Genomic DNA, 12,975 nt, shown 5'->3' on the forward strand with positions numbered 1-12,975 from the left:
TTCAAACGATTGTAGCATAGCCAGCCCGGGCCCGCCCCTTTACAAGCTCCGGCCGTCGGGGCAGAGAGAGGCCCGGCACCCTGGAGAGATCCGCCACACGGCCCCTCGCCCAGGCTTCATGAACCGCATGATCAAGGCAGGTATCACGATGACATCGACGCGCACGGAAACAGATACGTTCGGCCCCATCGAAGTGGCGAACGACCGCTATTGGGGCGCTCAGGCCCAGCGTTCGCTCGGCAACTTCAAGATCGGTTGGGAAAAGCAGCCGGCTTCGATCGTCCGGGCGCTCGGCATCGTCAAGCAGGCGGCCGCCCGCACCAACCAGGCACTCGGCCGCCTCGACTCGACCGTCGCCGATGCGATCGTCAAGGCTTCGCAGGAAGTGATCGACGGCAAGCTCAACGACCATTTCCCGCTCGTCGTCTGGCAGACCGGCTCCGGCACCCAGTCGAACATGAACGCCAACGAGGTCATCTCGAACCGCGCCATCGAACTCATGGGCGGCGTCATGGGCTCGAAGAAGCCGGTGCATCCGAACGACCACGTCAACATGAGCCAGTCGTCGAACGACACCTATCCGACGGCCATGCACATCGCCTGCGCCGAGCGCGTCATCCATGACCTGCTGCCGGCGCTGAAGCACCTGCACAAGGCGCTCGAAGCCAAGGTCAAGGCCTTCGACCACATCATCAAGATCGGCCGCACCCACACGCAGGATGCAACCCCGCTGACGCTCGGCCAGGAATTCTCCGGCTACGCGGCGCAGGTCGCCTCCTCGATCAAGCGCATCAAAATGACCCTGCCGGGCCTTTGCGAACTCGCGCAGGGCGGCACGGCCGTCGGTACCGGCCTCAATGCACCTGTCGGCTTTGCCGAAAAGGTCGCCGAAGAGATCGCCAAGATCACCGGCATCGCCTTCACGACCGCGCCGAACAAGTTCGAAGCGCTCGCCGCCCATGATTCCATGGTCTTCAGCCACGGCGCGATCAACGCGACGGCCGCTGCCCTCTTCAAGATCGCCAACGACATCCGTTTCCTCGGCTCCGGCCCGCGCTCGGGCCTTGGCGAACTGTCGCTGCCGGAAAACGAGCCCGGCTCGTCGATCATGCCGGGCAAGGTCAACCCGACCCAGTGCGAAGCGCTGACCCAGGTCTGCGTGCAGGTCTTCGGCAACCACGCCGCGCTCACCTTCGCCGGCAGCCAGGGCCATTTCGAGCTCAACGTCTTCAACCCGCTGATGGCCTACAACTTCCTGCAGTCGGTTCAGTTGCTCGCCGATGCGGCCGTGTCCTTCACCGACAATTGCGTCGTCGGCATCGAGGCACGCGAAGACAACATCAAGGCAGCGCTCGACCGCTCGCTGATGCTGGTGACGGCGCTTGCTCCGAAGATCGGCTACGACAACGCCGCCAAAATCGCCAAGACCGCGCACAAGAACGGCACGACGCTGCGCGAAGAAGCCGTCGGCGGCGGCTATGTGACGAACGAAGAGTTCGACGCGGTCGTTCGTCCGGAAACGATGATCAGCCCAGCCTGATCCATTTTGATACACCACGGCGCCTCCACGGCGCCGTGGCCTTGATGTCGCGAACGCACTGACGATCGGCAAAACCTGCCGCGATCGATCACGATGCGGTGGCGCGACGGCGGCAAATATTAAGACTTCGCAAATCATTTGCCCCTAAAAATAATGACCGATAAGCAGCGTTTCATATTAGGGGGTTTGCACATGCAAACGGCAAGCTCGGGCAAGGCTCAGACGCCCGATATCGCAGCGCAGGTAACCCATGCGATGCGCATGATGGGCGTGGCGCCCATCCCCCGCAATTACGAGCTCTATTACGAAGCCTATCTCGGCTCCAATCCGCAATTGTCGAAGGAACTGGCCGCACTCGGCAGTCGCGCGACCCAGGAAGAGCTGGACGCGATCGGGGCGCAGTATTTCAGCCACATCCATCGCTCCACCGGCATCGAGCGCGCCCACACCACGCTTGCGGCCAAGCTTGCCGAACTCGTGACCCTGTTGCGCGACGAGCAATACGCCCTCGAGAACTACAACAAGGTTCTCGACGAAGCCTATGTCAACATCGTCAGCAAGAGCGCATCGAGCGCCGATATCCTGCGCCACGCGATCGGCATTCTGACCGATGCAACGGCCGAGACGATGAGCCAGGGCAAGGAACGCGTCGAGACCGTCGTGCAGAAGTCCTTCGAGATGGAGGTCATCCGGCAGGAACTCGACGAGTACAAGCGCATCGCCAACACCGATTCCTTGACGCGGCTCGCCAACCGCCGTGCCTTCGACGACAATCTGGCGGCTGTCTACAACAACGAGCACCTGAGAAACTTCACCGGCCTGCTCGTTGCCGACATCGACCACTTCAAGAAGGTCAACGACACCTTCGGCCATCCCGTCGGCGACAAGATCCTGGCGACCGTCGGCGGCGTGCTGCGCGCCAATCTGCGCCGGGAGGCTTTCGTCGCGCGCACCGGCGGCGAGGAATTCGCGATCATCCTCGGCGACAGCAGCCAAGAAGAATGCCTCCAGATTGCCGATCGCATCCGCACCGTGCTGGCCGCGACGCCCTTCCGAAACTCCAAGACCGGCGTCAATTACGGCCCGATCACGCTGTCCGTCGGCGTCTGCATGGCGACGGCTGCCGAAGACCCGGTCGACCTCTACAACAAGGCCGACATCGCGCTCTACTCGGCCAAGAACGCGGGGCGCAACAAGACGGTTCTTTTCGAAGACGGCATGCGCAAGGAATCCGGCCGCAATTGGCTGATCTATCGCCGCTGAGAAGGCGGGGTCTTCCTGAGACAAAACCGACAACGGGCGCCCTTCGCGGGCGCCTTTTGCGTTTCATGGCGAGTACCTGCTGGGACTACTGGCGACACGCATCGGCGCCTGCGGCGCGAGCGATTGCGATCATCTCCGGCCGGTATTCGAAATGCATCGTGTCGAAGTGATACCAACGGCCGCCCCAGACGAAGCCGTGTTTCTCGAAGGCTTGAACGATGCCCAGCGGGTAGCGGTTGCGATAGCCGCCGCGGGCCTTGCCGGCCCAGCGCCAATAGTCGGCAAAGCGCGTGTTGATATCGATGGCCGCACCGAAACTGTGCACCGACAGCGTCGCGGTGCCCGCAATCGGCCGCCAGTTGAAGGTGCCGGCACTCGGGCTGAGATAGCGCCTGAGTGCGGCTTTTCGCGAAAGGTCCGCGGCAACAGCCTTCAGCGCCGCCGCCATCCCGTGCTTCCTCGTTACCTGCAGCCGCTGGCCGAACCAGTCCACGCCAACGAGATCCCGCCGGACGGCTGTGGCGCTGCCGCCATAGAGGCGTTTCAGAAGCGCTTCGCTGCGTATGCGCCCCGGGTCGAAATCGACCGGCGGCGGCGTCGCACAGGCACCGAGCGGATAAATCTGCGACAGGCTGTCCTCGACGTCCCCCGCAGCGAGTTTCTCGGCATGGCTTTTCGTTCGGCCGTCGTCGATGACGATTGGCGGCCCGCCATCCCCAAGGATCAAGGCATTGCCGTCGATGCGCGCGATGGCATCCGGGTAGCTTGCAGCCAGCAGATTGAGCCTTTCCGCCAGCGACGGCTCACCGGCAGACGCCTGGCCGGCCAGGAGGGCGAGCAGGAACGCACCTGTCAGAGCTTGCTGCCGCACCCTCGCCTCCAGCCTCTGTGCTTGCCTGATCGCGCCGATCAGCCGGGGCGCAGCTTACCACATGGTCTTGGCGGCGCGCTCCGGCCATTCGCGGTCATAGGTCTCGCGGTCGAAATCCGCCTTGGCGGCCTTCAGCAGCGTGCCGGGCGTCGGCAGCAATGCCGGATCGAGGAAGCGGTCGGGGTTCCAGAGCTGGGCGCGCATGACGGCGCGGGCGCATTGGAAATAGACCTCGCCAATCGTCACGACGATGACGCTGCGCGGGTGCTTGCCGTCGACCTCGAAGCTTTCCGTCAGGGCGGGATCGACGCTGAGCACCGCCGTGCCGTTGATGCGCATCGTCGTGTTCGAACCGGGGATCAGGAACATCAGCGCCACGCGCGGATCGCGCACGATATTGGCAAGCGAATCGACGCGGTTGTTGCCGCGCCAGTCCGGCAGAAGCACGGTCTTGTCGTCGCCGATCCGCACGACGCAATCGTCGTCGCCGCGCGGTGAGCAATCGAGACCCTCCGGGCCGACGGTCGCAAGCGCGCAGAAAGGCGATGCCTCGATCATCAGCCGGTATTCGGCCGTCAGCGTCTTGGTGACCTTGGCCACCGACGCTTCGCTGACGCCGCCATAGAGCGTGTTGAGTTCCTCGACCGAGGTGATGATCGACATGCCGTCCTCCAATGCTGCCAAAAATCCCGGGAGCAATCTGGATACAGAGAATCCCGGGCCAGCGACCCTTCGGCCGATAGCATGACAGACTGATGACGCGGTCAACGAAAATAGTCAGGCGGCGGCTTTCTGATCTTCCGCGTGTATGAAGGCGTTGATCCGCGCGATCACCGGTGCGGCCGAAACAATGCGCCGGTGGCCAAAGCCGTTTGCCCAGTGCATTTCGACATTCGGCCCGGCCGCCGCATAACGGCGCGCATGGTCGGCGGAGACTTCCTTGTCGTCTTCCGCATGGATGACGAGCGTCGGCACGGCGCGCGCCTGGATCACGTGGGCAGCATCGAAATCCTGAAGTCGGCGGCCGGAGAGACGTTCGACAACGCCTTCGAAGGCCACCTGTGCCTTCGGAGAAAGGCGAAGAATTCTCCCGAAGCCTTTGAAAAGCCAAGTCATCTCGCTTGGCGCACCGATCAGCACCAGCTTCTTCGGCATATGGCTGTGCACGTCGCAGACGATGCCGCCGGCAGCGCAGGCCAGGCTGCCGCCGCCGAAGGAGTGGCCGACACAGACGTCGAAATTGCCGAAGTGCCGCCAGGCCGCGTCGATCGCCCGAACCGCTGCCGGCATGGTCAACGTGCGTCCCGGCGAGCCGCCGTGCCCGGGCCAGTCGAGCGTCACCACCTCGGCGCCGCCCTTGACCAGGCCGTCGATCATCGCTGCCAGATAGTCGCTGCGCGATCCCCAACCGTGCACGAGGAGAATGCGCTTGGTGTTGGCGGCCTCGCGCGGCGCCGCGAACCGGCGCGCCAGCACCCAGCCGCCGGCATAGGAGAGCGTCACCGGCTGGCCCCTGGTGATAACAGGAGCGGCAGCGGCGAGTGCCGCCTTTTCCTTGGCGTTCTTCGGCTTTCTGCCGGGCGTGAGGGTGAACAGCCTGAAAGCGAGCCGCCCGGCCGCCTCGGGTGAAAACGCGTCGACGCCCTTCAGCGCGTTGCGGATGACCTTGATCGCAAAGGATGCCATAGTGGGAATCTCTTGTTATGTTCAATGCTGAACATAATTGTACAACGTTGAACAAAAATCAAGTGACGAGCGAACATCATTTTCCCTGGGACCACCCCCGCTTCCGCAGCTGGATCGCGGTTGCCCGCGCCTGCCAGTTGATGCAGCAGACGGTGACGCGCGAGATCGCCCATCTCGACATCAAGCCGCCGCATCTTGACATCCTCATCAACCTCTATCGCTTCGAAGGCATTTCGCAGCAAGAACTGGCTCGCAAGCTGCTGGTCGGGCGCTCGAACATGAGCATGCTTCTGCCGCACCTGGAAAAGCGCGGGCTCATCCTGCGCCGCGGTGACGAGAAGGATAAGCGTATACTGCGCCTGTCATTGACAGCTGAAGGCCGGACGCTCACCGAGGCGGCGATGGAGATCCATACGGCGCTGATCGAGCGATTGCTGGACGATGAATCGCTGGATGATTGCCTGGTGGTCACCCGATCGATGGAGCGGCTGATTGGCATGCTGCTGAAGGAAGAGAACGAGCTGGCCTGACGAGTGCTGATTTTGCGCGTCTGATGAGACGCGAGGCGCGGTCTTGGTCAGCGCGGCTTTTCCGCCTTGTCTCGCGACATGCCCTTGTCGGCAAGTTCCTGCTCGTAGGCGGCAAAGAGCTCCGCGCCCTTTTCCCCCAGTTCATGCAGATAGCTCCAGGTGAAGATGCCGGTGTCGTGGGTATCATCAAAACCGATGCGCACCGCATAATTGCCGGTCGGCTGCACCGAGATGATCTGCACATTGCGTTTGCCGGGCACCGTCACCCGCTGGCCGGGACCATGGCCCTGCACTTCGGCGGACGGCGAAAGCACCCGCAGCATCTCCGCCGAGAGATCGAAGGACGCTCCGTCGTTGAACGTCACCACAAGCCGGTGGCGATCCTTCGACACCCGCAATTCCGTCGGCCAGAATTCGCTCATTTCGCTGCTTCCTTTCGCGTACGACAAACCGGATGCCGCCCATTCGCCGTAATCTGCGTCCCCCGATGCGGCCTTATTCTGAAGGACGACAATGCACTAGCGCAGAAATCGGCGCGCGAGAATTACCCGTGTCTTCCGATCAACACTTTGCGACAGTATGCGCCTTGACGCGACCATCTTCGACGACGACATTGAAGGGGCTGGGAGAAAGACGTTTGAACACAGCAACGATAGACAGATTTGGCGCTCTGCCGCTGGAGCAGAAGACGGCCCCGATGATCGACCCCTTCGGGCGGGCGATCACCTATCTGCGCGTGTCCGTCACCGACCGCTGCGATTTCCGCTGCACCTATTGCATGGCCGAGCACATGACCTTCCTGCCGAAGAAGGATCTGCTGACGCTCGAAGAATTGCAGCGTCTCTGTTCCGCCTTCATCGGCAAGGGTGTCCGCAAGCTCAGGCTCACCGGCGGCGAACCGCTGGTGCGCAAGAACATCATGTTTCTGGTGCGCGAACTCGGTCGCGAGATCGAGGCCGGCCGGCTCGACGAACTGACGCTGACGACCAATGGTTCGCAGCTCGCAAAATACGCCGCCGAACTCGCCGACTGCGGCGTCAAGCGCATCAACGTCTCGCTCGATACGCTCGATCCGGCAAAGTTCCACCAGATCACCCGCTGGGGCGATCTCTCCAAGGTCATGGAAGGCATCGACGCCGCACAGGCCGCCGGCCTCAAGATCAAGATCAATGCGGTGGCGCTCAAAGGCTTCAACGATCAGGAGATCCCGGACCTGATGCGCTGGGCCCATGGCCGTGGCATGGACCTGACGCTCATCGAAACCATGCCGATGGGCGAGATCGAGGAAGACCGCACCGACCACTACATGCCGCTGTCGGAAATGCGCCGACAGCTGGAAGAACAGTTCACCTTCTCCGACATTCCCTATCGCACCGGTGGCCCTGCCCGTTATCTCGAAGTGGCGGAAACCGGCGGAAGGCTCGGCCTGATCACGCCGATGACCCATAATTTCTGCGAGAGCTGCAACCGCGTCCGTCTCACCTGCACCGGCACGCTCTACATGTGCCTCGGCCAGAACGACGCGGCGGACCTGCGCACCGCGCTGCGCGCCTCCGAAGACGACGCCTATCTCAGCCAGGTGATCGACGAGGCGATCGGCCGCAAGCCGAAGGGCCACGACTTCATCATCGACCGCGAGCACAACCGCCCGGCCGTTGCCCGCCACATGAGCGTTACCGGCGGCTGACCTTTCATCAGGATACCAATCTTGGAAAAACAACCGGCAGGCGGCCCCTCAACCGCCTGCCGGCACCTTCTCCACGCAGATGGGGAGAAGGGAATGTGGGGCACATTTTCATGTCCCCACGTACTCCGCGTGTCAGTGGATAGCGCCTGCATCAGACCTCACCGGCAGGCGGGCACGATCTCCGTGCCCGCCTGCCGGTGAGGTCTGGTCCCCGGATTGACTCCGAGGACATTGAGCTAGCAGAGAGACCAGCCACTCGCTCAGAGGCTCAAGCCGCGTAGCTTCGATGCCCCTGGCCGCGCGCGCCGATGCCATCCGTCCCGGTGCGGAAGCGCTCGATCTTGTCGTTGAGCGCTTCGACCTGCCGGCGCAGGCCGTGGATCTCGGCGGTATTTTCCTCGACCATCGCAGCGTTCTGCTGGGTGATCAGCTCGACCTGATGCACGGCCGAGTTCACCTCATTGAGACCGGTGTACTGGTCTGCGGCCGAAGCCTCGATGTTGCTGACGAGGTCGTGGATCGTGCCGATATGGCTGTTGATCACCGTCAGCGCATCGCCGGTTTCCTGGACGAGAGCGACGCCGCTTCTCACCTGTGCCGAGCTTTCGGAAATCAGCCCCTTGATCTCGCGGGCAGCCCCGGCGCAACGCTGGGCGAGTTCGCGCACCTCCTGCGCCACCACGGCAAAGCCGCGGCCCGCCTCGCCTGCCCGCGCCGCCTCGACGCCGGCATTGAGCGCCAGCAGGTTGGTCTGGAAGGCGATCTCGTCGATGACGCCGATGATCGTGCTGATCTTCTCCGAGGAGCGGTTGATCTCCGCCATGGCATCTATCGCCTTGGCGACCACCTGGCCGGAATGCTTCGCGTAGGAATTGGTCTCGCCGACCGAAACCGTCGTCTTGCGGGCGCTTTCGGCCGTCGCGCGGACGATATCGGTCAACTGCCGCAACGCCCGCGAGCTTTCCTCGAGCGCCGCTGCCTGCTGCTCGGTCCGGCGCGCCAGGTCGTCAGCCGACGCAGCAAGATTGCCGGTGCCGCCAGTGATCTCGCCGGTAACGACGCGCACGTCGGCCAGCGTCGCCCGCAGCGCCTCGACCGCATTGTTATAGGTGCGGGCCATGATCACGTAATCGGCCGGCAGGTCTTCGGACATGCCCTCTTCGAGATCGCCGTCGGCAAGTGCCGCAAGCACGTCGGAGAGCGCGTTCAGCGCCTGCATCTGCTCGGCCTCGATGCGGGCGCGCTCGGCAGCCCGACGCGTTTCCTCTTCCGCAGAAAGCGCACGCGCAGCCTCGGCCTCGCGGCCAAGCCGGACATTCTCGACCGCATTGTCGCGGAAGACGGCAACCGAGCGCACCATGTCGCCGATCTCGTCGCCACGGTTGCGGCCCTCGATGGCAACGTCGAGATCGCCGTTGGCAAGTCGCGTCATCGTTTCCGTCACCCGCTTCAGCGGGCCGCGCAACGTCTCGACCAACATCAGGCCGCCGATGATGGCGAGCAGCGTGCCGGCGATCATCGCCACGATCGAAACATCGGCCGAGCGCTGGCTGTCGACCTTGCCGGCCTCTTGGGCGCTGCTGACAAAGCTCTCAAGCGTCGTGCTGGCGGTTGCGACCATCGTCGCCGCTTCGCTCTTTGCCGCCTGCCAGCGGCCGCCGACGTCGATCAATGCTGCCGTGCCCTTGTCGATGTTCTCAAGCGACGGGCCGAGCTTGCCCGGCAGATCGCGAAGAGCTGCGTTCTTGCCGCCGAGTTCGCCGAGTTTGGCTGCCGTCTCGCGAACCGCCTGGATGTCGGCCATGACCGGCGCCCGGCCGGCGGCATCGAGCGTGCGATGCAGTTCGCTGATGTGCAGCCGCGTGCTGTCGAGGCCCTTGAAGGTGTCGCCCATCAGCGCGATCAGGGTCTTCAGTTGCGAGATCTCGGCATCCATGCCGACGAAGCGCTTGGCGGCCGTGTCGGAATTCTTCGCAGCCTCCTTGGCAAAGTCGGCCTCATATTTCGAGAACTTGCTGAGGATCGGCACCAGCGCGTTCTTCTTCGCCTCGTTGTCCTCGCCGCCGGCAAGGATCGCCTGCACCTTCGTTGCCTGGTCCTTCACTTCGGCAATCGGCGCCTGCACCTTTTCCGAGGCGATCTTTTCGGCTTCTTCGATCTGCTTCATGAGATGCGGCAGAAGCTTTTTCGCCTGGTCGACCTTGGCGTCGGGATTGACGGCCATCGTCACCGGAAGACGGAATTTCTTGATGCGCTCGGCAAGGCCCTGGTAGGCGGCGGCATCGAACAGCAACGCCTTGGCGAAGGCTTCCTTTTCGCCCGATTCCTTGCGGATGATGTCGATCTGCTTATAGGCGCCGTTGCCCTGTTCGGTCATGTCGGCGAGCGCCTTGTCGAGCGACGCCGTTACCTGGTCACGTTCGATCTTGGTCGCCCAGAGCTTGTCCGTCTGCCTGCGCATCGCGCTTCCGAGCGCCAGCACAGAGGCGATCTCCGCCTTGTCCTCGGCACGGCTCAACAGGCCGTCGAGCGCCTTCACGCCGCCTTCCTGTTCGTCGATCTGGCTCGACAGGGCCGTGCGTGTCTCTTCGCTCGGCGCATCGGCAAATGCCTGAAGCGCACCGCGCAGCGCCTGGAAATCCGAGAGATTGTTGATGGTTTCCCGCGTCACGGTCATATGGCCGTTGAGCGTACGGGCGGTGAAGAAGCCGATGAGACCAATGCCGGCGATAAGCGCCACGAGCGGAACCACGAAAAGCAGAACCTTGGTGACGATACGCAGCCGTTGCAGCAAGCGATCGATGAAAGACATTGCGCACCCCTGATTATTCTTATGGGAAGCAGGCCCGCGCGGCGGTTTTTCTTGGTGGAAACACCGATGGGTCGCCCGAAGGCTCTCCCAAGCCTCAAGCAAACGTCCCTGGAATGGCCACCCTGCAAGGTTTATTGCGGCGCCACCCCGCCGATCGCGTCATGCGAATGGATGCGGAATTGCGGCGACGATAGGGAGCGAAACTTAAGATTCCGCGAATAAGCTTATGTTCGAGCGCAGCCGTTTTACCGGCGAACGACAGTCTTTCCTGCACGGGGCGCGGCGCGAAAACGTCCCTTCTACTTGTCGAACAAGAAAAGTCGTCGCGTCATGCGATCCCGTTTGCACAAGGCGGCAGCCAATGCTTAAACATTGGGCGATCCATTCACGGATTCGCCTCCCATTCGCCGGCAGCGCAGCCCGCTCGTCCGGCGCCGCAGGACAGCCAGCATGCAAGCCTCCACCAATTTCCGCGGCATTCTTTTCATGTGCCTGGCGATGGTCACGTTTTCCTGCAACGACGCGCTCGTCAAATCCGTCACCGGTGCGATGAATGTTGGGCAGATCATCTTCGTGCGCGGCCTGCTGACGACGCTGATGGTCGTGCTCGCCGCCTGGCACTTTCGCGCCTTCCGGCCGATCGGAACGCTGATGCGGCCGGTAATCCTCTTGCGCATCGCCATGGAGGCGCTGGCCTCCGTCACCTACATCTCGGCCCTTGGCCAGATCCCGCTCGCCAATGCCTCGGCGATCATGCAGGCGCTGCCCCTGGCGGTCACGCTCGGCGCCGCACTCTTCCTCGGCGAGCCGGTCGGCTGGCGCCGCTGGACCGCCATTATCGCCGGCTTCATCGGCGTGCTGATCGTGCTCCGACCAGGCCCCGAGGGCTTCACGCCGGCGGCGCTGACCGTGGTCGGCTGCGTCTTCGTCACCGCCACCCGCGACCTCTGTACCCGCCGCATCGGCCACGACGTGCCGGCGCTCTACATCACCGTGTCGACTTCGCTCGTCACCACCATCGTCGGCGCCCTGCTCATCCAGCCAATGGGCGGCTGGCAACCGATGTCGACCACCACCTTCAGCCATATCGCTTCGGCGAGCGTTCTTTTGATGCTCGGCTACCAGACGATCGTGCTGGCGATGCGTGCGGGCGACATCTCGGTGATTGCGCCCTTCCGCTACACTAGCCTGATCTGGTCGATTGCGATCGGCATATTCTTCTTTGCCGAGGTACCGGATCACTGGATGCTGATCGGCGTCGCGATCATCATCGGTTCGGGTCTCTACACCTTCTACCGCGAGACGTTGCGTGGCCGCAAAGCCGTCGCCCAGCGCTCGCTGACCGGCCCGCTGGAATAGGAGCCGACAATGCCCGGAAGCCCTCCCTCGCCCCTGATCAGCGCATCCCGGCCCGCCGTCGTGCTCGCCGGCGGATTGTCGCGCCGTATGGGCAGCCCGAAGTTCGGCCTTCCGCTCGGCGGTCAGACGATGCTGTCGCGCATCGTCGCCCGGCTCCGCCCTCAGGTGACGAGCGTCGCCGTCAACCTCAACGCCGATCCGGCTGGCGCCATAGACGAAAGCGTGCCCGTCATCGCCGATACGGTCCCCGGGTTTCTCGGTCCTCTTGCCGGCGTGCTGACAGCGATGCGCCATGTCGCGGCCACCAATCCGGCTGCAAGCCACGTCGTCGTCGTTCCGACCGATACGCCGTTCTTTCCGGACGATCTCGTCACCCGAATGGTGGCCGCCCTGACAGAGCAGCAGCAGATTGCCGTTGCGGCATCCGACGGGCAGATGCATCCCCTGTTCGGGCTCTGGCCGCTCGCCCTTGCCGACGAACTTGAAGCCTTCCTGACCAGCGATCCGAAGCGCCGCGTTCGCGCCTTCATCGAAAGCCACCCGTCGGTCACGGTCGATTTTCCGCTCGTTGCGACGACAAAAGGCGCATTCGACCCGTTCTTCAACGTCAACACGCCTGAGGATCTGATCGACGCGGAGCAATGGTTGTGTTTCTTCGAGGATGACAAGACATGAGCGCCATGAAGATCTTCGGCATCGCCGGCTGGAAGAACTCGGGCAAGACCGGCCTGATGGTGCGGCTCGTCACCGAACTGACGCAGCGCGGCTACGTCGTCTCCACCGTCAAGCACGCCCACCACGACTTCGATATCGACAAGGTCGGCGCCGATAGCTACCGCCACCGCGAGGCCGGCGCCCATGAGGTGACCATCGTCTCCGGCACGCGATTTGCGATCATGCATGAATTGCGCGGCGCGCCGGAGCCAAGCTTCGAGGAGATCCTGGCGCGGCTTGCGCCCTGTGATCTCGTGCTCATCGAAGGCTACAAGCGCGAACCGATCCCCAAGGTCGAGGCCCGCCGGCTGGAGTCGGCGAACCGCGAGCCGTTGGCCCCAACGGATCCGCATATCTGCGCGATCGCCGCAGACCATCCGGTCGCCAACAGCGATCTTCCGGTCTTCGACCTCGATGACACGGACGCGATCGCCGACTTCGTCGAGAAGGTCACGGGTCTCAAGCGCAAGATCGCCGCATCCTGACCAAGGCGAGCGGGCCTGAGGCCTGCAG

12 protein-coding genes are annotated in these 12,975 nt (G+C 63.3%); 7 read left to right on the plus strand and 5 right to left on the minus strand.

The genetic code is table 11. The annotated features are described in order from the left end of the window. Nucleotides 1-148 precede the first annotated feature (148 nt). Nucleotides 149-1,540 (plus strand): class II fumarate hydratase, encoded by a 1,392-nt coding sequence (gene fumC / locus ACIQUG_RS04280; protein WP_402317743.1) that lies wholly within the window; start codon nt 149-151, stop codon nt 1,538-1,540. A 192-nt stretch (nt 1,541-1,732) separates the two neighbouring features. Next, complete coding sequence (locus ACIQUG_RS04285) at nt 1,733-2,803, plus strand: GGDEF domain-containing protein (RefSeq protein ID WP_034795108.1); 1,071 nt, start codon at nt 1,733-1,735, stop codon at nt 2,801-2,803. 85 nt (nt 2,804-2,888) lie between these two features. Here the strand turns inward: ACIQUG_RS04285 and ACIQUG_RS04290 are convergent, their stop codons facing one another. From ACIQUG_RS04290 to ACIQUG_RS04300, 3 genes are all read right to left on the minus strand, one after another. Next, the gene (locus tag ACIQUG_RS04290) at nt 2,889-3,674 is read right to left on the minus strand and encodes a M15 family metallopeptidase (protein ID WP_402317746.1); all 786 of its coding nucleotides are present in this window, start codon (nt 3,672-3,674) and stop codon (nt 2,889-2,891) included. Nucleotides 3,675-3,728: 54 nt separating this feature from the next. Continuing rightward, nucleotides 3,729-4,337: a pyridoxamine 5'-phosphate oxidase family protein gene (locus tag ACIQUG_RS04295; RefSeq protein ID WP_402317749.1), complete on the minus strand. Its 609-nt coding sequence runs from the start codon at nt 4,335-4,337 to the stop codon at nt 3,729-3,731. 114 nt (nt 4,338-4,451) lie between these two features. Continuing rightward, nucleotides 4,452-5,360, minus strand: coding sequence for an alpha/beta fold hydrolase (locus ACIQUG_RS04300; RefSeq protein ID WP_402317752.1), 909 nt, complete (start codon nt 5,358-5,360; stop codon nt 4,452-4,454). Between the two features lie 47 nt (nt 5,361-5,407). On the opposite strand from ACIQUG_RS04300, the gene ACIQUG_RS04305 reads away from it, so the two are divergent. Next, complete coding sequence (locus ACIQUG_RS04305; RefSeq protein ID WP_043616440.1) at nt 5,408-5,890, plus strand: MarR family transcriptional regulator; 483 nt, start codon at nt 5,408-5,410, stop codon at nt 5,888-5,890. Nucleotides 5,891-5,937: 47 nt separating this feature from the next. On the opposite strand, the gene ACIQUG_RS04310 is transcribed toward ACIQUG_RS04305, so the two are convergent. Continuing rightward, nucleotides 5,938-6,312, minus strand: coding sequence for a gamma-butyrobetaine hydroxylase-like domain-containing protein (locus ACIQUG_RS04310; RefSeq protein ID WP_402317754.1), 375 nt, complete (start codon nt 6,310-6,312; stop codon nt 5,938-5,940). 215 nt (nt 6,313-6,527) lie between these two features. On the opposite strand from ACIQUG_RS04310, the gene moaA reads away from it, so the two are divergent. Beyond that, a complete protein-coding gene (gene moaA, locus ACIQUG_RS04315; protein ID WP_402317757.1) occupies nt 6,528-7,577 on the plus strand; it encodes a GTP 3',8-cyclase MoaA in 1,050 nt (349 codons plus the stop codon). 268 nt (nt 7,578-7,845) lie between these two features. Here the strand turns inward: moaA and ACIQUG_RS04320 are convergent, their stop codons facing one another. Beyond that, the gene (locus tag ACIQUG_RS04320) at nt 7,846-10,389 is read right to left on the minus strand and encodes a methyl-accepting chemotaxis protein (protein WP_402317760.1); all 2,544 of its coding nucleotides are present in this window, start codon (nt 10,387-10,389) and stop codon (nt 7,846-7,848) included. 450 nt (nt 10,390-10,839) lie between these two features. Here ACIQUG_RS04320 and ACIQUG_RS04325 point away from each other — a divergent pair, with 450 nt between their 5' ends. The 3 genes from ACIQUG_RS04325 to mobB are packed head-to-tail and all read left to right on the plus strand — an operon-like array spanning nt 10,840 to nt 12,947. After that, entirely contained in the window at nt 10,840-11,748 is a 909-nt protein-coding gene (locus ACIQUG_RS04325; RefSeq protein WP_402317763.1) for a DMT family transporter, read from the plus strand. Nucleotides 11,749-11,757: 9 nt separating this feature from the next. Continuing rightward, nucleotides 11,758-12,423 carry a molybdenum cofactor guanylyltransferase MobA gene (mobA, locus tag ACIQUG_RS04330; protein WP_402317766.1) on the plus strand — a complete coding sequence of 222 codons (666 nt, stop codon included), beginning with the start codon at nt 11,758-11,760 and terminating at the stop codon, nt 12,421-12,423. Continuing rightward, entirely contained in the window at nt 12,420-12,947 is a 528-nt protein-coding gene (gene mobB, locus ACIQUG_RS04335) for a molybdopterin-guanine dinucleotide biosynthesis protein B (RefSeq protein WP_402317769.1), read from the plus strand. Before mobA ends, mobB begins: the two co-directional genes overlap by 4 nt. Nucleotides 12,948-12,975: the final 28 nt, after the last annotated feature.

It is taken from the genome of Ensifer sp. NPDC090286 (assembly GCF_044769565.1).
In the GTDB taxonomy this organism is placed as follows: domain Bacteria; phylum Pseudomonadota; class Alphaproteobacteria; order Rhizobiales; family Rhizobiaceae; genus Ensifer.